Origin of the sequence: Pseudomonas sp. RW409 (assembly GCF_003184125.1) — a bacterium.
In the GTDB taxonomy this organism is placed as follows: Bacteria; Pseudomonadota; Gammaproteobacteria; order Pseudomonadales; family Pseudomonadaceae; genus Aquipseudomonas; species Aquipseudomonas chlororaphis_I.
Genome location: NZ_QHHP01000042.1, coordinates 107,996 through 130,324 on the forward strand (window position 1 = coordinate 107,996; position 22,329 = coordinate 130,324).

A 22,329-nucleotide genomic window follows, 5' to 3' on the forward strand; every position below is an offset into this window, starting at 1 on the left:
GGGGGAACGACAAATAATTAGAATTGGTAGCTGACCGTGGCGGCGACGTTCCGCTCCTCGCCCATGTAGCAGAAGCTCAGGCTGGCACAGGAAGCGATGTAGGATTCGTTGGTCAGGTTGTTGGCATTGAGCCGGACATCCACGCCCTTCAGGCCGACCTTGCCCAGGTCGTAGCCGATGGAGGCATCGAACAACGTGTAGGACGGCACCTTCATGGTGTTCTCCGCATCCGCCCAGCTGTAGCCCACATACCGCACACCGCCACCCAGGCGCAGGCCGTCGAGCGACCCGCTGTCGAACTTGTAGTCAGCCCACAGCGAAGCCATGTGCCGCGGCGCCTGGGTCGGCGAGTTACCCTTGTTTTCGATGATATCGGTGGCGGTGCTCAGGGTGCTGATCATCGACTTCGAGTACTCGATATCGGTGAAGGTGTAGCTGCCGAGCAGCTTGAGGTTGTCGTTCAACTGCATGTGCGCTTCCAGTTCCAGGCCCTGGGAGCGCACGGCGCCGACCGCGCGATAGAAGTTTTCCTGGGGCAGCTTGGTGGCCAGGTTTTCCTGGTCGATGCGGAACAGGGACGCGGTGTACAGGTCATCCGTGCCCGGTGGCTGGTACTTCAGGCCCAGTTCCCATTGGGTGCCATCGGTAGGCGCCAGCGGGTTGCCGGCGCTGTCCGCGTAGGAGTTGGGATTGAAGGACTCGGAGTAGCTGATATAAGGCGCCAGCCCGTTATCGAACAGGTACAGCGCCCCGGCGCGGCCCGTCAGCTTGGTGCGCTTGTCATTGATCTCGGTGCCCACCGGGCGCGAGGCTTCGGCCAGGCGGTTCTCGTCCGAAGTCTCCACCCAGTCCTGGCGCAGGCCCAGGGAGAAGCGCCACTGGTCCATCTCGATCAGGTCTTGCAGGTAGACGCCAGTCTGCTCGAGGCGACGCAGATAGCTGAGCGGGTCGTAGTAAGTGATGGCCGAGTTGCCATAGACCGGATCGAACGCATTGATCGGCGCCACCGAGCCGCTGGTCCAGTCCACCACCGTCTTGCGCCGTTGGTAATCCGCGCCCATCAGCACCGTGTGCTTGGTCGCGCCAGTGAGAAATTCGGCTTGCAGCATGTTGTCGACGATGAACGCATGCAGCTTCTCGTCGCCACCGGTGTAGTAGCGGTTCAGCTCGTTGCTGGTCGGGGTAGTCCAGCCGTAGCCGTAGACCTGATCCAGCTTCACCTTGGAGTCGAGGTAGCGGAAGTTCTGCCGCGCGGTGAAGACATCGTTGAAGCGATGTTCGAACTGATAACCGAATGACTGCTGATCGCGCTCATAACGATCGATGCCCGGTTCGCCTTCGAAGAAATTCTCGGAAATCCGCTGGCCGTTGCGCTGGTGCAGCGCGCCGTCGGCCGGCATGCCGCTGTGGTAGCCGCCATCCGGATCGTGTTGCAGGTACGCCTGCAGGGTCAGCGAGGTGTCATCGGTGAAGTCGATGCTCAGGGTCGGTGCCAGGGCGTAGCGTTTTTCCTTGTTGTGGTCGAACTGGGTGTCGGAGCGGTCCGCCAGCCCGGTCAGGCGATAGGCGATGCGCTTGTCGTCGTCCACCGGGCCGCTGAAGTCGAAGCCCATGCCGCGCTGGCCCTGGGTGCCGACCGTGGCCTGGATCTGATGGTAGGGCTCGAACAGCGGTTTCTTGCTGGTCAGCGCCACCAGGCCGCCGGGGGAACTGCGGCCATACAGCACCGATGAAGGTCCTTTGAGGATGTCCACCCGCTCCAGGAAGTACGGGTCGACCTGCATGGTGCTGTAGGTGCCGCTGTCGCCCATGGACTTGAGGCCGTCGAGGTAGATGTTGTCCACCGAGCCGTCGTTGAAGCCGCGCATGGCCACGTAGTCGTACCTGTGGGTCGCGCCGTAGGGGTTGGTCAGCACGCCGGGGGTGTAACGCATGGTCTGGGAAACGGTTTGCGAGCCCTGGTCGTCCATTTGCTCGCGGGTCACCACCGACACGCTTTGCGAGGTTTCCAGCAGCGCGGTACTGGTCTTGGTGGCGATCTGGCTGTGGGTGGCGTTGTAGCCTTCCATGCTGCCCAAGGCATTGCCCAGGGCGAAACCCTTGATGTCGGTGGTCGGCAGCGCCAGGGCGCCGGTCTCGGGCAAGGCCCGCAGCACATAGCGGCTGCCGTCCTGGCTCAGCGCTTCCAGGCCGGAGCCGTTGAGCAACTGGCCCAGGGCCTGGTCGGTGGAGTACTCGCCCTTCAGGCCGGCGGACTGACGGCCCTGGAGCTGCGCCGGGGTCATCGACAGGGTGATGCCGGCCTCGCGGGCGAAGCGGTTGAGTACGTCGCTCAGGGTGCCGCCAGGAATGTTGTAGCTGTGGCTGAGGCTGGCCGCGCCCGTCTCGACCGCCTGGGCCAGGCCAGGCAGGGCGGCGACGCCCAGCGCCGAGGAAAGCAGGGCCACGCGCACGGCATGGCGCAGGCCGAGGGCGGGCCGTGCAGAAGAGAAGTGGTGCAAGTGCACAATCATGGAAGGGTTCCGTTGAGTCGCTGAAGGCAGATGGAAGTGCTTACTGTCTAAGCCGGACTCACGGGAAAAAGCCGCCAAAAAAATTTCAACGAGTTGCAGCGCCTCAGGCCAGGCGCTCCAGGGTGACCCACCAGCGGGTGCGATAACGCAGGCGCACGGGCAGGGTTTGCGGGAGGATCGCCAGCAGTTTGTCGGTGTCCTCCAGGCGGAACACGCCGGACAGGCGCAGGTCGCCGATCTCGTCGGCACAGCCCAGGTAACCGTGGCGATAACGCCCGACCTCGTGGATGAAGTCCGCCAGCCGCATGTTGCGGGTGACGATCAGGCCATCGGCCCAGGCGCCCACGTCCATGTCCAGCGGTGGCACCGGCAGTGCCTGGGACGCACTGACCAGATAGCTTTGCCCGGCCTGTACCCGGGCCGAGATGCCATCGGCGGTGTGTGGCGAGTGAATGGCGACGCTGCCGGCGGTGACGCTCAGGCGCGTGCAGCCGCCTTCCATGCGCACCACGAAACTGGCGTCGAACCCTTCGAACAGGCCATGGCGAGTCCGTACCAGCCGCGGCCTGGAAGGGCTCGCCTGCGGGTCTGGCCCGCAAGTCAGCATGATTTCCCCACGGCTGAGCCGGATCAGCCGTTGCTGGGCATTGAAGTCCAGGTCGGCGGCGCTGTCGGTGTTGAGCTCCAGGCGCGAGCCGTCCGGCAACTGGAAGCCGCGGCGTTCGCCGGTGGCGGTGGCGAAGTCGGCGCTCCATTGCTGCCAGGCCAGTTGCTCCTTGCCCAGCCACGCGGCGCAGCCCACCAGCATGACGCCGCCGAGCAGCTTCAGGGCCTGGCGTCGGCCGAGGCGCTGGGCGCTGTTTTCCAGGGTATCGAAGGCCACCTGGGCTCCGGGTACGGCCCGCAGGTTGCTGTGCAGTTCCTGTTGCAGCGATTGCACCCGTTGCCAGGCCAGCTCATGTTCGTGATGGGCTGCGCGCCAGGTATCGCATTGCTGCAGCAGCCGGGGATTACCGGCGTTGTTGCGCAGGCGCAGCATCCAGTTGATGGCCTGCTTGACCACCAGGTGCCTGGGGTCCACGGGCCGGCGCAGATTGATCGAAGGGTTATCCACAGCCCTCACGCCTCATAGCGCAGCAGGTAGCAGTGGAACAGCGCGTCGGCCACGTAACGCTCCACCGAACGCAGGGACAGCCCCATCTGTTCGGCGATCTGCTTGTGGGTCAGGCCTTCGCACTGGGCCAGCAGGAACGCCTTGCGCACCTTCGGCTTCAGGCCTTCGAGCATGCGCGCAATGCTTTCCAGCAGCTCCAGTACCAGGGCACGGGCTTCCTCGCTGGGGGCTTCGGCTTCTGGCAGATGGGCGATGGTTTCCAGGTAGGCGCGTTCGATTTCCTCGCGGCGCCAGTGGTCGATCACCAGGCCGCGGGCGATGGTCCGCAGGAAAGCGCGCGGGGCCTTGAGTTCGAGGCGTTCGGTGCGCTGCAACAGGCGCACGAAGGTGTCCTGCGCCAGGTCGGCCGCATCGGCGGCATTGCCCAGCCGGCTGCGCAACCATGTGTTGAGCCAGCCATGGTGATGGCTGTAAAGCGCCTGTACCGCGAACTCAGGTGATGACATGGATGCGACTGCCCGGGTGTCACAAATGATAATTAGTCGCATTGTCATCAAGGGTTTCGGATTTTGCAACAGCCGCAGGGCGCCCGGCTATGGAAAAGTCTGATGCGACCGCTCTAGCCTGCCGTTCAGCGGGTTTTTTGCAGATAACACGTACATTTCTGACAAATCGCTAAGATTTATCCGACTCGTGCCGACAGACAGTGAGACCCATGCGTGCACCAAAGTAGAGCGGTCGTAGAACGCCGCCTGCGCTGTTACATGGAAAGTTGCATCCCGTACGCATCCCCACTTTCGGCATAAGAAGTCCCATGACATGAATCTCAAGTTCAGCCATAAAATCCTTTTGGCCGCCTCCGGTGTAGTGGTTCTGGCATTCGCGTTGTTCACTTTGTACAACGACTATCTGCAGCGAAACACCATTCGCCAGAACCTCGAATCGTCGATCCAGCAGGCGGGTGACCTCACTTCCAGCAGCGTCCAGAACTGGATGAGCGGACGCATCCTGGTGCTCGAGAACCTCTCGCAGAACGTCGCCCACCAGGGCGCCAACGCTGACTTCCCGGGGCTGGTGGACCAGCCGGCGTTCACCACGAACTTCCAGTTCACCTACGTGGGCCAGGCCAACGGTGTGTTCACCCAGCGGCCTGACGCGAAGATGCCCGACGGCTACGACCCGCGTCAGCGTCCCTGGTACAAGCAGGCCGTGGCGGCCGACAAGACCATGCTGACCCCGCCCTACATGGCGGCCGTTGGCGGTCTGGTGGTGACCATCGCCATGCCGGTGAAAAAGGACGGCCAGCTGCTGGGCGTGGTGGGGGGCGACCTGAGCCTGGAAACCCTGGTGAAGATCATCAACTCGGTGGACTTCGGCGGCCTGGGCCATGCCTTCCTGGTCAGCGCGGACGGGCAGGTGATCGTCAGCCCGGACAAAGACCAGGTGATGAAGAACCTCAAGGATATCTACCCGGGCGACAACGTACACATCCAGAAGGGCACCCAGGAGGTGCAGCTCAAAGGCCAGGAACGCATCCTGTCGTTCACCCCGGTGACCGGCCTGCCGAATGCCGAGTGGTACATCGGCCTGTCCATCGACCGTGACAAGGCTTTCGCCCCGCTGAGCAAGTTCCGCACCTCGGCGCTGCTGGCGATGTTCATCGCCGTGGCCGCGATTGCCGTGCTGCTCAGCCTGCTGATCCAGGTGCTGATGCGTCCGCTGACCACCATGGGCCGCGCGATGCAGGACATCGCCCAGGGCGAGGGCGACCTGACCCGTCGCCTGGTGGTGGAGAGCAAGGACGAATTCGGCGTACTGGGCGGCTCGTTCAACCAGTTCGTGGAGCGTATTCACGCGTCGATTTCCGAAGTGTCCTCGGCCACCCGCCAGGTGCACGACCTGTCCCAGCGTGTGATGGCGTCGTCCAACGCTTCGATCATCGGTTCCGACGAGCAAAGCGCGCGCACCAACAGCGTGGCCGCGGCGATCAACCAGCTGGGCGCCGCCACCCAGGAAATCGCCCGTAACGCCGCCGATGCGTCGCAGCACGCCAGCGGCGCCAGCGAGCAGGCCGACGATGGCCGCCAGGTGGTGGAGCAAACCATCCTGGCCATGACCGAGCTGTCGCAGAAGATCAGCCTGTCCTGCACCCAGATCGAAACCCTGAACGCCAGCACCGACAACATCGGCCACATCCTCGATGTGATCAAAGGCATCTCCCAGCAGACCAACCTGCTGGCGCTCAACGCGGCCATCGAAGCGGCGCGCGCCGGTGAGGCCGGTCGCGGTTTCGCGGTGGTGGCCGACGAGGTCCGCAACCTGGCCCATCGCACCCAGGAATCGGCCGAGGAGATCCACAAGATGATCACCTCGCTGCAGATCGGCTCCCGCGAAGCGGTATCGACCATGAACGCCAGCCAGGCGTCCAGCGAAGAGAGCGTTGAAGTGGCCAACCAGGCCGGTGCGCGGCTGGTCAGCGTGACCCAGCGCATCACCGAGATCGACGGCATGAACCAGTCGGTGGCCGCCGCCACCGAAGAGCAGACCGCTGTGGTGGAAACCCTCAACGTCGACATCAGCCAGATCAACCTGCTGAACCAGCAGGGCGTGGCCAACCTCAACGAAACCCTGAAGGATTGCGACGCCCTGTCGCTGCAGGCCAACCGCCTGAAGCAACTGGTGGACAGCTTCAAGATCTGATCGGCGAGCGACATAAAAAACGCGATGCGGTCTACCTGACCGCATCGCGTTTGGTTTTTTCGCGAGCAAGCTCGCTCCTACAGAAAGCCACGATCCCTCTGTAGGAGCGAGCTTGCTCGCGATAGCGCCCGCACCCGCGCAGGCGTTTCAGCGCCTTACTTGAACATCCTCCGCACATTCCCCATTGCCTCATCGGCAAACCCCTGCAGGAACTTCTGGAAGGCCGCGACCTCGGCACCGCCTTCGGCCGGGTCGGCGACGATGCGCCAGGTGGCGCGCGCCCGTTCGCCGGGCAGGGCCTCGACGCTCATGGCCGCCCACAGGTTGCCGATGCCCAGGGTGTCGTAGATCAGGCTCCAGGTCATGTACAGCGCCTGGTCGTCCCGTGAGTTGAGTTGTTCGATGACGATGTTGCCGTCGTGGAAGAACTTCTTGCGCACCGAGCGCACGCCCTCGCCGGTCATCTCGATGTGCGACAGCGCGGGAATGAAGGCCGGGAAGCCGGCGAAGTTGCCGACGATGGCCCAGACGCTTTGGGCATCGGCGCCGATGTCCACGGTGGACAGGACCTCGCAGGCGTTCGGGTTCTTGATCAGGGTGTCGGGTTGCAGGTTTTTCATGCTGTTCTCCAGCGTGGGTGGGTTCAGATAAAGCGGATGTCTTTCAGGTACTGGCAGCCCTTGCGCAGCAGCGCCGGGTCCTTGGCCGGGTAGTCGGCGCCCATGCGTCGCACCCCGGCCTCGGCGTTGGCGTGGCCGATCAGCGAGATGTCGCCGATGTCTTCCTCGAAGCCATTGAGGTAGAAGCCGAGGACGCCGAACAGCGCGTTGTCGCGGTCGACCCGGCCCAGCTGGCGCTGCCAGTCGGCGACGCTGACCATGCGGAACTCGCGCCCGGCCTCGCGGAACGAGGCGACATAGGCCTCCCAGCTCAAAGGCTGCGGGTTGTGCAGGTTGAACACCGCGTGGGCCGGCTGATAACGGCTGGCGTGGAAGGCGATGAAGCGGGCGAGGAAGTCCACCGGCATCAGGTCGAAGTTCATCGCCAGCTGCGGCACCTGGCCCAGTTGCAGCGAGCCCTTGAGCATCAGCATCAGGCGGTTCCGGTGGGGCTGGCAGACCCCGGTCTGGCTGTTGAAACTGATGTTGCCCGGGCGATAGAGATTGACCCACACCCCCTGTTCGCGAGCCCGTTGCAGGATCCGCTCGCCGACCCACTTGGACAGGTTGTAGCCGTTGCGGATGTAGATCGGCGGGGTGGCCGCGGGCGGCTGTTCCAGCACCCGGCCCTGGGCGTCGACGCTGCTGGAGGCGGACAGGGTCGAGACGAAGTTGAAGACCTTCTTGCTGCGCCCTTCGCACAGGCGCAGGCACTCGAACAGCGGTTCGACGTTGTCGCGTGCCAGCGCCGGGTAATCCAGCACGTGATTGACGTTGGCGGCGTTGTGCACCAGCGCGCCGTACTCGCGGTCGATGCGCTCGTACACCTCTGCCGTCAGCCCCAGCCGTGGCTGGCTGATATCGGCGGCATGCACCCGCACCCGGCTCAGGTCCAGATGCTCCAGGCGGTTGTCGCGCAGGGCCTGGGCGAAACGTTCGGCGGCCGATTGCGTAGGCGTTTCCCGCACCAGGCACGCCACCTCGCTGGCGCCCCATTCCAGCAGCGCCTCGACTATGTGCACGCCGAGAAAGCTGTTGGCGCCGGTGACCAGCACCTTGTGCACGTCGCCCAGCTGGCTGATGGGCAGCACTTGCAGGTCGAGTTCGGCATGGGCATCGGCGAACACCTGGTCGAGGGCCGCGTCCGGGCCGTCGTCAGCGGCGCCGTCGATCAGGGTCGCCAGGTTGCTCAGGGTCGGCGCCTCGATAAAGCGGTTGATCGACAGGCCGCGGCCGAACTGTTCGCGAATCGCCAGCAGCAGGCGCGACAGCAGGATCGAGTGGCCGCCGAGGTTGAAGAAGCTGTCGTCGGTGCCGATGTCCTCGGCCGGCAGTTCCAGCAGCTCGGCCCACAGCTGCAGCAGGCGCTGTTCGTTGGCGTTTTGCGGCAGGCGTCGCTGGCGGTTGCGGCCCGGGGTACGCGGCAGGGCCAGCAGGGCGCGGCGGTCGACCTTGCCGTTGGCGGTGTAGGGCATGCTCGGCAGTTCGATGTAGGCGCTGGGCCGCATGTAGTCCGGCAAGCGCTGGCGTACCTGTTCGCGCAGGGTTTGCAGCGCGTCGTCGGCATTTGGCTGGGCCAGGTAGGCGAGGATCCGCCGCTGCTCGTCGATCACCACCGCCACCTGACGAAACAGCTGGCCGTCGCGCAGGCAGTGTTCGATCTCTTCCGGCTCGACCCGGAACCCGCGGATCTTCACCTGATTGTCCCGCCGCCCGCAGATCTCGATGCCGTTGTCGGTCCACTGGCCGATGTCCCCGGTGCGATAGACCCGCAGTCGGCGCCCGTCCGGCAGGTCCAGGGTCAGGTAGCGTTCGGCGCTCAGCGCCGGGTTGTTCAGGTAGCCGAGGCCGACCCCCGGCCCGACCAGGTACAGCTCGCCGGGGGTACGCTCGGGCACTGGTTGCAGCTGTTCGTCGAGGATCAGCACCTGGCTGTTGGCGATGGGCAGGCCGAGGTTGCGCGGGTTGTCGCCGACCCGCAGGCGGCGGGTGGTGGCCAGCACCGTGGTTTCCGTCGGGCCGTAGATGTTGTGCAGCGCGCACTGGCCGGCCAGGCGCTGGATGACGAAGGGTTCGCAGACGTCGCCGCCGGTCACCAGATGCTCCAGGCCCAGCGGCTGCTCCAGGGGCAGGATGCTCAGCAGCGCGGGCGGCAGGAAGGCATGGCTGACCCGCTGGCGCTGGAGCAGGGCCAGCAGTTGCTGTGGGTCGCGCCGCTGGTCCTGATCGGGGACCACCAACAGCGCGCCACAGAGGAAGGTGGGCAGGATATCCAGCAGCGAGGCGTCGAAGTTGATGGTGGAGAACTGCAGCACCCGACTGTTTTGCTCCAGCTCGACATGGCCGATGTACCAGGCGCAGAAGTGGCTGAGATTGCCCTGGCTGAGCAATACGCCCTTGGGCTGGCCGGTGGTGCCCGAGGTGTAGATCGCCACGCAGGGCGCCTCTGGCGGTGGTGCCTGGCGTAGCAGCGGGAGAGCGTCCTCGGCATCGTCATGCAGCAGGGTGCGTACATCGAGTTGCGCCAGGTCGAGGTCGCCCAGGTCTTCGCAGCCGTCGTGCAGCAGCAGGACCGCACCGGCATTATCGAGAATGTAGCGCCGCCGTTGCGCCGGGTGCTCCGGGTCCAGCGGCAGGTACACCGCGCCACAGCCGAGGGTGGCGAGAATGGCGGCATAGAGCACCGCCGACTTGGGCAGGCACAGGCCGATCACCGGCGGTTGGCCAGGGTTGGCGGGCAGGTGTTGGAGCATCTGCCGCTGCAGGTGGCGGCTCAGGCGGTGCAGGGTCTGGTAGCTGTAGTCGATGCCCTGGATGTTCAAGGCCGGGCGCTGGGCGAAGGCCAGCAGGCTCTGGTCGATGCGCTGGGCGATCGGCACCTGCATCTCCCGCAGCAAGGCCGGTGCCGGCTGCTGGTTGTGCCGGTGCTCGAAGGCCAGCGAGTCCAGGCGCTCCAGGCCCAGCAGCGGTTCGCTGGGCTCATCCAGGGTGGCGAGCTGGTGGAAAAACGCGGCGCCGCGGGAAAAGCCGCTGACCAGCCGCGCGGTGCTGGCCACCAGCCTGGCGATGGCACCGCTACGCAGGGCCTGACCGTTGCCGCTGGCTTCCGGCGGCAGGGTCGCCTGCTCGATCAGCCGGGCGCCGTGGCGGTGGAACAGGCGCACCTGTGGCAGCCCGCAAGCCGCTTGGGCGATCAGGGCGATGCGCAGTTCCAGGCGCGCGGTGTCCGCCGCGAGGATGGGTGAAGCACCCAGGCTGCCATCGTCGATCAGCAGATGGGGCCGCAGCCCTTCGGCGTTGGCGATGGCTTGCGGCGAGTCCAGCCGCCGCACCAGATGGCCGTGGCGCTCCAGCTCCATGGCCAGTTCGTTCAGGGCCTGACTGCGGCCCGTCAATACAATGTCGAGGCGTCTCATGCTCGGGTCCCTCCGTTAGGGCAGGTAGTCGGCCAGTGCGTCCTGGACGCAGGCCGAATCCAGCATCGAACTGCTGCGGAAGAAGCGCAGGATGTTGGCGATCAGGGGGTGATGGCGGTTGATCGGGTAGGCCAGGGCGGCTGCCTCCTCGCGCAGCGCCTGCTTGATCGGGGCGGCGACGGGCAGTTGCTCGATCAGCCGCACGTCGAAGTCCTTCTGGATGTCATTGGTCAGGTACTGGGCGATGAACACCGGCAGCACCCGGGCGATCTCCGCGCGGTCGGCGTCGCTGGCGCCGTGCCAATAGATGCGCACCAGGCGCGACCAGAACCCCGAGTGCCGGCCTTCGTCTAGCAGGTGGTCGGCCATCAGGCCCTTGATCGACGGCTTGACCGTGTCGTCCTTGGCGAAGGCGGCGACATCGTTGGTCACGGTGTTCTCGGCGATGGCCACGCAGATCAGTTCCACCGCGTCGCGCAGGTGTTCGGGCGCCCGCTGCAGGGCCGCGGGGATGGCCCGGCTGAGTTCGATTTCCCGGGGCAGCTCGATGGGCTCGATGCCGCTCATGGCGATGGTCTGCTGCATGAAGTCCATCGCCACCAGTGCGTGGTAGTCCTCGTCCACCACCACGGTCATGGCGTCGTAGCGACAGGCGAAGGGAAAGGCGATGGCGAAGCGATTCTTGGCGATATTGCGGGCGGTCTTGTCCACCAGCTCAGTCTCGAAGATCACCACGTCGTTGATGAATTTGTAGAGGCTTTGCACCAGCACGAAATCCCGCAGGTGGGCGCAGTGCTCGAGGAAGCCCTGGCTGTGCACCAGCGGCTGGCGGCTCAGGGGGTAGATCAGCTTGTCGTCGTCCTCGAGCATGCGCCGCGGGCGGGTACGGATGGTCGCGCGCTCTTCCCAGGTGTCGGCGAAGGACTGGTAGTCGAGGGCGTTCATGCGCTCACCCCGATCGGCGATTCGGCCATGCTCAGGCGCAGCCCGTCCCACAGGGCGATGCGGCTGTCCACCGCGGCGATGGCCGCGGCGTACACCTCCTGCTGGCGTTGCGGGTCGCCAGCCACCAGCCGCTCTAGCAGCTGTTCCGCGGCCGGGCCGTGGTCGTCGGAATCGACCTCGATATGGCGTTGCAGGTAGTAGCGAAAGGTCGGCGCCTGCTCGATACCGATGCCCCAGTCGTCGAGGATGCGCTGGAACATCTGCGGGATGACGCTTTCCCGGCCATGGAGAAAGGCCGCCGCCACGCAATGGGCCGGCGCCTGCACGGCGGTGTGCACGGTCTGGCGGACAAAGGCGCTGGCGGCCGGATCGGCGTCGACGCTTTGCAGGGCGGTGTCGAAACTCACGCCTTCCTGCTGCAGCGCGACGAAGCGTTCCACCACCCGGGTGGCGGCGCCGACCTCGCGCATGGCATCCAGGTACAGCTCGAAATGGCTGTAATGGCCTTGCCCGGGACGATCGTCGGACTCTTCGCCGAGCACGATCTCGTTGATCAGCCGCGCGGCGCGGGGGTCCTGCGGTGGTAGCCAGGGCAGGCGTACGCAGGTCAGTTCCTGTTGCAGGCGCTTGGTCAGCGACATGAAGTCCCATACGGCAAAAACATGGGTCTGCATAAAGCGTTGAAGAACGGCAAGTGTGTTGATTTCGGTAAAAATGGGATGGGCGCCGAGTGTGGCTTTCCTGGCGTCGAGAAGTTCTTTGCTGGCGTTCATTTAGGCTACCTGTCTGAGATGTTCAAGTGTGTTTTGTTGGCCGATTAGTTGCGGCTCGTATAGGTGTTTTAACCAGTGCTTATTTGTTGCGGGCGAGCAGGGGCCTCAAACCTGAGTTGATAATCTGGAAAGTTCTATAGTGCTGGCCGGCCTATCCGTTAAAGAGCCGCTGCCTTGGCTTTATAGGTTTTCAAGAGCCAATAAAACCGAGGCTTGCCAGGTGTTCATAACCGAGTGTGTCGACGTTGTTTAAACCTCGACGGAGAAAAAGCTAATACAGGGGAAAGTATCGGGCAAGTTGTTTTTATAATACTTTTCTAACGTGTATTTTTATCGCGCGACAAGTTGCTGCAAAACTTCTTGTTCAAGTTTTGTTGAGATGAAGTTGCCCCTTCCGGCTTATATAAGTCAGAATTTTTAACGCTGAGTGAATGCCTCACTCGAAGCAAACTTCGAAGCGCTGAATTGAAGTCGTTGAATATCTGGGAGAAGGCATGCGGGAGCCGATCCCGGTCATGCCCTCCAGTCGCTGGGCTCCTTGCGTGGGTCTGCAGATCGACGTGTGCGGACAAGCCTGCGTGCCGCTCACGTCCCTTTTTCAGTCGGCGACAGCAAGAGTGGGCCCAAATCGACGGCTGAGCCATCGTCGGCGGGCCAGTGAGGGCAGGAGCGGAGGAAGACGGCGAATTATTCGCCGAGCAGGCCCAGGTGGATGTTGATGATCTGCAGCAGACGCTGGCGCTGGGACTTGATGAAGAAGTGATTGCCGGCCACCTCGATCAGCTCGAATTCACGGTGGGTGAACTCTCGCCAGTTGGCCATGTTGCTGGCGGGAGCCAGCGGATCCTCGCTGCCATAGAAGGCGGTGAGGGGAATGTCGAGGTTGCCGCTCGACAGATCGCGCCAGGATTCGAACAGCTTCAGGTCGGCGCGCAGCAGCGTCTCGTACTGGTTCCGGCTGGCCTGGTCGCGGGGCATTTCGATCGGCGCGGCGCCCAGCGACAGCATGGCTTCCTGGAAGGGCGCCGTGGGCAGCATGTGCAGCAACGGCCGGGGCGATGGGTAGTCGGGGCTGCGGCAGGCGGAAATGAACAGGTGGCGGGTCTGGCCGGGATAGTGCGCCTGGGCATGCTTGGCGGTTTCGTAGGCCAGCATCCCGCCCAGGCCATGGCCAAACAGGGCGTGGGGCTTGGCCAGCAGTGGGCGCAGGGCGGAGAAGGTATCGGCCAGCAGCCGCGGCCAGTCGTCGAGCGGGGTTTCGGCCTGGCGACTGCCGTGGCCGGGCAGCCGTACCAGCACCAGTTCGATGTGCCCGGCCAGCCCCGTGGACCAGTTGCGCAGCTGTTCCGGGTCCGCGCCGGTCTGCGGAAAGCAGATCAGCCGGGTTTTCGCCGGCTCGCCGGAGTTGAGCACTATCAGCCATTTGTCATTGCGCGCGTGCACTGCTTTTCCTTAAGCCGGTGTGCCGGTCATTGAGTGTTGCAGGGGGGCCGCGTCATGCCGCCGTTACCGCTGTCAGCTTTCGGCGGACCGTTCGAGGTAGTCGCGAATGGTCTTCGCGGCCTTTTCCAGATGGCCCCGCAGTACCTCCACCGCCCGCTCGATGTCCTTGGCCTCGGCGGCGTCGGTCATGGCGTTGTGGTCGTCCTGGGTCAGCTTGCCCAGGCCCATGGAGGATAGATGGAAGCGCAGGAAGCGTTCTTCCTCGTTCAATTCGAGCTCGATCAGGCGCAGCAGCTTCTGGTTCGGCGCCCGGTGGTACAGCGACATGTGGAACAGGCGATTGAGCCGGCCGATTTCGGCGTGGTCGGTCTCGCTTTCCAGCTGCGCGATGTAGCTGCGGGCCTGGGCGATGTCCTCGGCGTCGAGCAGCGGGATCGACAGGCGCAGCGCCTCCAGTTCCAGCAGCAGGCGCAGGCCGTAGGTTTCCACCGCGTCATAGCCGATCAGTTCGGCGACCACCGCGCCTTTGTGCGGCACCACGTGCAACAGCGATTGCGCTTCGAGCTGGCGCAAGGCCTCGCGCACCGGCATGCGGCTGACGCCGAAGAGGTCGGCCAGGTCCTGCTGGCGCAGCGCCGTGCCGCTGGGCAGGCGGCCGTCGAGAATCGCCGCGCGCAGGGTTTCCTCGATCACCGAGCGCGCGAGGTGGGCGGGGATCGGCCCGCTGACTGCGATCTTGCTCAAGGGTCTCGGTTTTTCTGTCACGTTAACGCTATCCTGTTTTCTATGGGATTTGGATCCAATGGACGCTAGATAGCGCCCTGCAGCTTGTCAAACCAGCCGCCTGAGCCCTGTCATGAATGTTGCCGGCGCTGATTCTCGGGGCAGCCCTCCTGCCGCTCAAGCACTGGCCGATAAACGAACAGGTGCCTGCTTTCAGCTTAGCGTCTCCAGAGGGGCTGTGATTGTAAGGTGCCATTGTCTTTTGGCGGACCAGCCTGCACCATCCTTCGACCCACGACAGCTCCCATGGACTCTTCGCATTGGCGGCACGTTTAGCTCTTTCTCGGACCCTGCGCTGGCTGTTTTCGGCGCTGCTGCTGGCCGGCTTGCTGCTGGGCGGCCTGCAGGCCGATTGGGACTTTTCCCAGATCAGCCGCCGCGCCACGGCGCTGTACGGGCCGCTGGGCGAAGGGCAGAAGCGCATCGACGCCTGGCAGCAGTTGCTGGCGACCCAGAACCAGGCCAGCGAGATGGAACAGCTCAAGGTGGTCAACCTGTTCTTCAACAAGAACATGCGCTACGTGGAAGACATCGACCTGTGGCATCAGGTGGATTATTGGGAAACCCCGGTCGAGGCCCTGTGGAAGGGCGCCGGCGATTGCGAGGACTATGCGATCGCCAAGTATTTCAGCCTGCGTCACCTCGGCGTTTCCAGTGACAAGCTGCGCATCACCTACGTCAAGGCCTTGCGCCAGAATCGCGCGCACATGGTGTTGACCTACTATTCAACCCCGGAAGCCATGCCGTTGGTCCTCGACAGCCTGATCGACGCCATCCAGCCGGCCAGCCAGCGTACCGACCTGCTGCCGGTGTACTCCTTCAATGCCGAGGGCCTGTGGCTGCCCGGCAAGGGCAGCAAGAAAGTCGGTGACACCAAGCGCCTGTCCCGGTGGCAGGACGTGTTGAAGAAAATGCAGGCCGAAGGTTTTCCGGTCGAGACGACTCACTAGGAGCACGAGCTCAGATGTCTTTGTTCAAACAACTGTTGATCGCAATCTGTCTGTTCCTGGTGGTCGCCTTCAGCGGCAGCTTCATGGTCAGCCTGGAAAGTTCGCGCACCCAGTACGTCAACCAGCTGCGCTCCCATGCCCAGGACGCGGCCACGGCGCTGGCCTTGTCCCTGACCCCGAACATCGACGACCCGGCGATGGTCGAGCTGCTGGTCAGCTCGATTTTCGACAGCGGCTATTACTCGAGCATCCGCGTGGTCAACCAGGTCACCGAAGAGGTCATGGTCGAGCGCAGCGGCACACCCGAGGTCAGCAACGTGCCGGACTGGTTCGTCAAGCTGATCGGCCTGGAGCCGGCCGGCGGCGACGCTCTGGTCAGCCGTGGCTGGCAACAGGCGGCGCGGGTCGAGGTGGTCAGCCACCCGATGTTCGCCGTCGCCAAGCTCTGGCAAAGCGCCCTGGGCAGTCTCGGCTGGCTGCTGCTGTGCGGGGCCGTGAGCGCGGTGCTGGGGGCCTTGCTGCTGCGGCGCCAACTCAAGCCACTGGATTACATGGTGCAGCAATCCCACGCCATTGCCCGCCGCGAATTCCTCAGCCTGCCCGAGCTGCCGCGTACGCCGGAACTGCGCCGCGTGGTGCAGGCGATGAACCAGATGGTCGAGAAGCTCAAGGCGCTGTTCCAGGAACAGGCCGAGCGCAGCGAAAAACTGCGGGTCGAGTCCTACCAGGACAACCTGACCGGCCTGGCCAACCGCCGTTATTTCGAGATGCAGCTCAACGCCCGGGTGAGCAACCCGGAGCAGGCCAGTTCCGGCTACCTGCTGTTGCTGCGGGTCAAGGACCTGGCCGGCCTGAACCAGCGCCTGGGCGGGCAGCGCACCGACCAGCTGTTGCAGGCGGTGGGCGAACAATTGCAGCGTGAGTGCGCGCGCTACCCGGAAACCCACAACCTGGTGACCCGCATCCGCGGCGGCGAATTTGCCGTGCTGGCGCCGGGGCTGGTACGCGAGGAGGCCCTGCAGCTGGCGCAGAACCTGGAAAATGCCTTGGCCAGCCTGCATGCCACTGGCGCCACCGATGTGGCGTCCGTGGCCTCCATCGGCCTGGCGCCCTTCGTTCATGGCGACTCGCCGCAGGCGGTGCTGAGCCTGGGCGACCAGGCCCTGGCCCAGGCCGAAGCCCAGGGCGATACGAGCTGGGCCTGCCTGGAGCATGGCGCGGCGGCCAGCGTCGGCGACGACCATCACGCCTGGCACACCCTGCTGGACGGGGCCTTGAGCCAGCAGCGGTTCGAGCTGTACTTCCAACCGGTGGTCGCGACCCGCGATACCGCGCTGGTGCTGCACTACAAGGTGCTGTCGCGCTTGCTCGACGAGCAGGGCCAGACCATCGCCGCCGGGCGCTTCCTGCCGTGGCTGGAGCGTTTTGGCTGGACCTCGCGCCTGGACCTGCTGATGCTCGAACAGGTACTCAAGCAAATGACCGCGCATCAGGACTCGCTGGCGCTGAACCTGTCGGCCGCGACCCTGGCCGATCCGCAGGCCTTGAACAAGGTGTTCGAGATCCTGCGCCAGCACTCCAGCCTGGGGCCGCGCCTGACCCTGGAGATCGGCGAAGAGCAGTTGCCTGAACAGGCGCTGCTGGAACAGCTGACCCGGCGCCTGCGCGAGCTGGGCTTCTCCCTGAGCCTGCAGCGTTTCGGCGGGCGCTTCAGTATGATCGGCAACCTGGCGCGCCTGGGCCTGGCCTACCTGAAGATCGACGGCAGCTACATCCGCGACATCGACCGGGAAAGCGACAAGCGCCTGTTTATCGAAGCCATCCAGCGCGCCGCCCACAGCATCGACCTGCCGCTGATTGCCGAGCGCGTGGAAACCGAAGGGGAATTGCAGGTGATTCGCGAGATGGGCCTGTACGGTGTCCAGGGCCGCCTGTTCGGCGAGCCCGCGCCCTGGCGCTGAGGCGCTGCACGAAGAGCGCCGGCCAGCCGCCGGCGACGGATCAGATCAGGCCGGTTTCGTCGTCGTTGATCAGATGGCTCAGGCCGCCCAGCGCTTCACGCGCCTGGGTCCGGTCCATCAGCTTGGCCTGGGCCGCCGGTGGCAGGTCGGTAACGCGGATCACACCCTTGCTGGTCAGCACCTGAATCAAGTCGTCGAGTACCCGGATCATTTCCAGGTCGCTCTGCTTGAGTTGTTTCAGGCTGACTTCCACCACCTCGTTGGCGAACCACTGCTGGATCTCACTGTGGTCGGCCGGCAGTGTTTCCGTGGCCTCGGCGTAAGGCGTGGCCTCCACGCGAACCAGCTGGCCCTGTGCATCGCGTTGCACGTAGAACATGGGGAATCCCTCTAGATATGGTCCGGCATCATGCTGTCAGCAGCATAGGCCAACGGCGCGCTTTGGTCGCGAGTATGCGACGTGGCGGCAAAATCGTCACGGTGGGAAGAACCGGCCACCCAGGGCGGGTGGCCGGTTCTTCCCACCGTGGATCAGCTGTTGTTGTGATCGATCTTGATGGTCGGGTCGCTACCGGCGATCAGCGAGTTGATGTTGGTGTTGGACCAGTTGTTGCCCTCCAGCTTGATCGTCACGTCCGCGTTGGCGATGCCGCCAGCCGCGTTGAGCTTGCCTTCGGAACTGACCTGCAGGGTCGAGGTACCGTCCACCGTGGTGATCTTCAGGAAGTTGTCGATGGTGCTGGCGCTCTCGCCCTGCAACAGGTCCCGCAGGTCGATACGGTCGCCTTCGCTGGCCTTGAAGTCCTTGATCACATCGTTGCCGGTATCGCCAGCCTTCCAGACGAAGGTGTCGGCACCCGAGCCGCCGATCAGGATGTCATTGCCCGCGCCACCGATCAGCGTGTCGTTGCCGGTACCGCCCAGCAGGATGTCGTTGCCCTTGCCGCCGTCGAGCAGGTCGTTGCCGCCCTGGCCGAAGATGATGTCGTTGCCGGCGCCGCCCAGCAGCGTGTCATTGCCGTCATGGGCACCGGAGACATCGAACTCGGTGTAGTGCTCGGTGATGTACTGGTGCACGTTGCTGGTGGTGACGCTGCTCGCGGCCACGCCGGTCTTCTGTGCCACGAAGGCCTGCATGGCCTGGTAGCCCTCGCCGGCGATGCCATTGAAGCTCACCAGGTCGCCGAACAGGATGTCGTTGCCGTTGCCGCCATTGACCGTGTCGGCGCCCGGCATGGTCGCTTCGGTATGACCGAGAATCGCGTTGGCCAGGTTCGACGGGTCGATGTTGGTCTGCGGGGTGCTGTCGGTGTCGTACGGCTTCAGGTCGTTGAGGCTGACGTCGTTGTTCAGGCCGATCGCTTCCACCTGCGACAGGTTGCTCAGCAGGGCGAAGCCGCTGTTGGAGTTGTTGATGGTGGCGCTGTCGGTGTAGGAACCCGGTCCGGTCTGGTAGGACAGCTCGTAGGTGCCGTCGCCCTGGGCGTGCAGGGTGCCCAGGTTGGAGGCAGACCAACTATTCCACCAGCTGTTATAGGTTTGCAGCGTGACGGCGCCATCACTGTTGATTTGCAGTACATGGGTGCTGTCCAGTTGTTTGGAGAAAGTGTCCCCCAGTTTGTAGTTGGACGTGGTGACGACGTCGTCGAGCTTCGCCCCTCCCCAGTACAGCGTCGGGTTGGTCTGCTCGCCGGCCTGGTAGAACGTCGGTTTGCCGTCGGTAATGAAGTACGTCAGGTTGGTGGCGTTGGTATTGCTGGTGGCCGCGCTGCTCTGGAAGAAGTTGGCCGTGGTCTTGAACACGTCCTCGTAGTTGGTGCCGCCGCCGGACGCCATGGAGTCCAGGACCGACTTGAGCAGGGTCAGGGCGTTCGGATCGTTGAGGTTCACCGAGATCTGCTTGTTGACCTGGGTATCGAAGTCCGCCAGGAAGATGTTCACGGTGCCCGAGGTGCTGCTGCCCAGGCTGTTCTTCAGGGTGTTGAACACCGTAGTCAGCGAGTTCTTGGCGGCGGAGAGCGAGGCATCGCTCATGCTGCCCGAGCTGTCGACCATGAACGCGATGTTGTAGTTCTTGCCCTGCACCACGTTCAGGCCGGCGACGTCGGCGACCATGATGTCGTTGCCCTCGGTGCCGACGAAGTTGTCATCGCCCGCCGTGGCGACGCTGGCGCTGTAGGTCGCCGGGTACACCGTGACCGGGATCTGCGCCGTGCTGCTGGCCGAACCGCCCAGGGACTCGGTGGAGGTCGAGGTTACGGTCAGGTTGAACGAGCCGTTGTAGTGCGACGGCGGGGTGATCGTCAGCGTACCCAGGTTCCAGCCGGTGACATTGACCTCGCCGACGCTGGCGCTGGCGGTGAAGGTATGGCCGGCGCCATCGCTGAGCACCGAACCTGCCGGAATACCGCCGATCTTCACGCTCAGGCTTTCCGAGCCGTCGGTATCGGTCAGGGCGGTGGTGATCTTCGACAGCTTGACGCTGCCACCCTCGGCACCTTCGTTGAGCTTGTAGCCGTCGTAGTAGCCCTCGCCGTTGCTGCCGTGCAGCTCGGAAAGGGTGACGCCGGCATTGTTCAGCGCGGTTTCGCTCGGGTAGATCGGGATGTTGGCGTTGCTCAGGTCGACCGGCGTGCTGCCATTGACCGAGAGGTTGACGTCATAGCTGCCCGGACCGCTCTGGTTGGCGTGGTAGATGTCCAGGGTGTAGTAGCCGCTGGTGGTCGGGGTGAACGAACCGCTGATGCTGCCGCCGGCCCCCCAGGTCGCGGTGGCCACGTTCTTGCCGCCGATGGTGATCAGCAGGCTGTCGTCGCCGACCCCGCTGAAGCTGTAGGTCTTGCCGGCTTCCAGGTAGATCAGGCCGGAGGTTTTCGAGCCGCTGCCGCCGGTCACGCTGGCATCGGACTGGGCGTTGGTCACCACCGAACTGCTGGTCGGGTTGCCGGACCTGTCGAAGACCGCTTTGAGCGTGTCGCCGGTGATGCCGTTGCCGTTGGTGCCCAGGCCGTTGAGGCTGGTCCAGGACTCCTTGAGCAGGCCGATGGAGTTCACGCTGTTGCTCGCCACGCCCAGGGTCGGCGCATCGGCCACCGGGGTGATGTCGATCTTCACGGTGCCGGTGTTGCCCAGGGCCTGGCCGTCGGTTGGCTGGAACTTGATCTGCGCGTAGTCGGCCTGCTGGTTGCCCACACCGCTGCCGTTGTAGCCGTCGACACCCGATTCGTTGGCATCCGGGGTGAAGCGCAGCTTGCCGGCGTCGATATCGGCCTTGCTGAAGGTCTGGTTGGTGGCCACGTCCTTCCAGGTCGAGCCGTCGAGGTACTGCAGCTTGCCGTCGCCCGGCAGCTGGGTGATTTTCACCCCGAGGCTGGTCGCGGGGCTGTCGACGTCGCTGACGCCGAAGGTGGCCCAGGTCAGGGTCAGGGCGGTGTCTTCGGTGCCGGTCACGGCGCCGCCGGTGGCCACTGGCGCGTCGTTCACCGCCACCACGTTGACCGTGGTGGTAGCCGTGTTGGAGTAATTGCTGCCATCGGTCACGGTCACGGTGATGGTCCGCGGCGTGGTGCTCGGGTCCTCACTGCTGTTGGTGAAGGTGATGTTCTTGATCTGCTGCATGTAGTCGGCCAGCGTCGCATTGCCGGACAGGGTCAGGGTGATGGTGCCCGCCTGGCTGTTGGCATTGATGGTGATGCCGTTGACGCTGTTGCCCAGGTTCAGCTCATCGCCCGGCTGACGGTTGGTCAGCACGATGGTGGCGCCGGTCAGCATCGTGCTGTCCGGGTCGGTGATGCTCAGGTCGGTGTCGGCGATCGACACGCCCGCGCCCGGGGTGTTTTCGGTGAAGGTCACCTTGTAGTCGGCCCCGGTGGCGCCGCTGGAGTTGTTGGCATCCAGGTCGAGGACCGGTGGCGCATCGTTGTCGATGATCGAGGTGGTGACGCTGCCGTTGGTGCCGCTGACCACCAGGTTCTCGAAGTTGCCACCGGTGGCCGAGTCGATCTTGACCACGAAGTTTTCCGTGCCCTCGGTGATCTTGTCGTCGAGGGTGGCGACGTTGAAGCTGGCGCTGCTGGCGCCGGCCGGGATCTTCACGGTGTACACGCCGGTGAAGTCCGAGCCGTCGGCGGCGGTGCCGCTGTAGCTGATCTTCAGGGTGACCTCGGTTTGCGCCGGGCTGGTCAGGCTGACGGTGTAGGTTGCGGCCTGGCCTTCGGTGACCGAGGTGCTGCCGTTGATGCTCACGGTGGTGGTGTTGATGGTGTCGGTGACGCTGGTCACGGCCGGCGTGGTGCTTGGCACCAGGTTCTCGAAATTGCCACCGGTGGTGCTGGCGATACTGGCGCTGACGTTGCCGGCGTCGATGTACACATCGTCGCTCGGCGCGGCCACGGTCACGGTGCCGGTGGTGGCACCGGCCGCGATATTGATCACCGCGCCGTTGCTCAGGGTCACGGTCATGGCCGTGCCGGCGGCGTTGGTCAGGGTCGCGGTGTAGACGATCGAACCGCCTTCGGCCACGGTGCTGGTGGCGCTGAGGGTCAGGTTGGTGGTGTCCGGGGTGTCGGTCACGGTGGTGTCGGCAGGCTTGCTGTCGACCGCCAGTTTTTCGTAGTTGCCGCCGGTGGCGTTGGTGATGGTGGTGCTCAGCGAGCTGCCGCCCGCCAGGGCATCGTTAGGCGCTACGAAGTTCACAGTACCGCTGCTGGCACCGACCGGAATGGTGATGGTCTGGCCGTTGGACAGGGTGACCACGACTGGTGAGCCGGTGACCGGAGCGGTGACCGATGCGGTGTAAACCACGGTACCGCCTTCGGCCACATTCGAGGTCGCGGTGAGGCTGACGGTCGAAGTGTCGATGGTGTCGGTGACGTTGGTCACAGCCGGTGCGGTGCTTGGTACCAGGTTCTCGAAGTTGCCGCCGGTGGCGGTCTGGATCGTGGCTTGCACGGTGCCGGCGTCTTTGTAGACGTCGTCGGCAGGAGCGGCCACGGTTACGGTGCCAGTGGTAGCGCCGGCGGCGATGGTGATCACTGCGCCGTTGCTCAGGGTCACGGTCACCGGAGTGCCCG

Annotated in this window: 13 protein-coding genes and 2 pseudogenes; 4 read left to right on the forward strand and 11 right to left on the reverse strand. The window is 64.4% G+C overall.

Going from position 1 to position 22,329, the window contains the following annotated elements; all coding sequences use genetic code 11:
- Positions 1–17: 17 nt before the first annotated feature.
- The 3 genes from DK261_RS27570 to DK261_RS27580 form a co-directional block, all read right to left on the reverse strand.
- Positions 18–2,513: a TonB-dependent siderophore receptor gene (locus DK261_RS27570; RefSeq protein ID WP_110177037.1), complete on the reverse strand. Its 2,496-nt coding sequence runs from the start codon at positions 2,511–2,513 to the stop codon at positions 18–20.
- A 103-nt stretch (positions 2,514–2,616) separates the two neighbouring features.
- The gene (locus DK261_RS27575; RefSeq protein WP_110177039.1) at positions 2,617–3,627 is read right to left on the reverse strand and encodes a FecR domain-containing protein; all 1,011 of its coding nucleotides are present in this window, start codon (positions 3,625–3,627) and stop codon (positions 2,617–2,619) included.
- A gap of 5 nt (positions 3,628–3,632) precedes the next feature.
- Positions 3,633–4,133, reverse strand: coding sequence for a sigma-70 family RNA polymerase sigma factor (locus tag DK261_RS27580; RefSeq protein WP_016705108.1), 501 nt, complete (start codon positions 4,131–4,133; stop codon positions 3,633–3,635).
- 313 nt (positions 4,134–4,446) lie between these two features.
- On the opposite strand from DK261_RS27580, the pseudogene DK261_RS33990 reads away from it, so the two are divergent.
- Together DK261_RS33990 and DK261_RS33995 are read left to right on the forward strand one after the other, a co-directional pair.
- Positions 4,447–5,472 (forward strand): annotated as a pseudogene (locus DK261_RS33990) (cache domain-containing protein); the annotation flags it as partial.
- A gap of 69 nt (positions 5,473–5,541) precedes the next feature.
- Positions 5,542–6,327 carry a methyl-accepting chemotaxis protein gene (locus DK261_RS33995; protein ID WP_370686837.1) on the forward strand — a complete coding sequence of 262 codons (786 nt, stop codon included), beginning with the start codon at positions 5,542–5,544 and terminating at the stop codon, positions 6,325–6,327.
- Between the two features lie 155 nt (positions 6,328–6,482).
- Here the strand turns inward: DK261_RS33995 and DK261_RS27590 are convergent, their stop codons facing one another.
- From DK261_RS27590 to DK261_RS27615, 6 genes are all read right to left on the reverse strand, one after another.
- On the reverse strand, positions 6,483–6,947 hold the full coding sequence (locus tag DK261_RS27590) for an SRPBCC family protein (RefSeq protein ID WP_041989197.1): 465 nt from the start codon (positions 6,945–6,947) through the stop codon (positions 6,483–6,485).
- A 23-nt stretch (positions 6,948–6,970) separates the two neighbouring features.
- The gene (locus DK261_RS27595) at positions 6,971–10,402 is read right to left on the reverse strand and encodes a non-ribosomal peptide synthetase (protein WP_110177041.1); all 3,432 of its coding nucleotides are present in this window, start codon (positions 10,400–10,402) and stop codon (positions 6,971–6,973) included.
- 15 nt (positions 10,403–10,417) lie between these two features.
- A complete protein-coding gene (locus tag DK261_RS27600) occupies positions 10,418–11,347 on the reverse strand; it encodes a diiron oxygenase (protein ID WP_009046317.1) in 930 nt (309 codons plus the stop codon).
- Positions 11,344–12,120, reverse strand: coding sequence for a DUF3050 domain-containing protein (locus tag DK261_RS27605; RefSeq protein WP_009046318.1), 777 nt, complete (start codon positions 12,118–12,120; stop codon positions 11,344–11,346). The genes DK261_RS27600 and DK261_RS27605 overlap by 4 nt, the downstream gene beginning before the upstream one ends.
- Before the next feature lie 687 nt (positions 12,121–12,807).
- The gene (locus DK261_RS27610) at positions 12,808–13,563 is read right to left on the reverse strand and encodes a thioesterase II family protein (protein ID WP_041989201.1); all 756 of its coding nucleotides are present in this window, start codon (positions 13,561–13,563) and stop codon (positions 12,808–12,810) included.
- 72 nt (positions 13,564–13,635) lie between these two features.
- Positions 13,636–14,328: a GntR family transcriptional regulator gene (locus tag DK261_RS27615; protein ID WP_009046320.1), complete on the reverse strand. Its 693-nt coding sequence runs from the start codon at positions 14,326–14,328 to the stop codon at positions 13,636–13,638.
- A gap of 278 nt (positions 14,329–14,606) precedes the next feature.
- On the opposite strand from DK261_RS27615, the gene lapG reads away from it, so the two are divergent.
- Positions 14,607–15,296 (forward strand): cysteine protease LapG, encoded by a 690-nt coding sequence (gene lapG / locus DK261_RS27620; RefSeq protein ID WP_016705099.1) that lies wholly within the window; start codon positions 14,607–14,609, stop codon positions 15,294–15,296.
- A 14-nt stretch (positions 15,297–15,310) separates the two neighbouring features.
- Positions 15,311–17,257 carry a cyclic di-GMP receptor LapD gene (gene lapD, locus DK261_RS27625; RefSeq protein WP_009046322.1) on the forward strand — a complete coding sequence of 649 codons (1,947 nt, stop codon included), beginning with the start codon at positions 15,311–15,313 and terminating at the stop codon, positions 17,255–17,257.
- Positions 17,258–17,297: 40 nt separating this feature from the next.
- Here lapD and DK261_RS27630 read toward each other — a convergent pair whose 3' ends face one another.
- Both DK261_RS27630 and DK261_RS27635 read right to left on the reverse strand, forming a co-directional pair.
- Positions 17,298–17,636, reverse strand: a complete 339-nt coding sequence (locus DK261_RS27630; RefSeq protein WP_009046323.1) for a hypothetical protein — start codon at positions 17,634–17,636, stop codon at positions 17,298–17,300.
- A 152-nt stretch (positions 17,637–17,788) separates the two neighbouring features.
- A pseudogene (locus tag DK261_RS27635) lies at positions 17,789–22,329 on the reverse strand (LapA family giant adhesin); the annotation flags it as partial.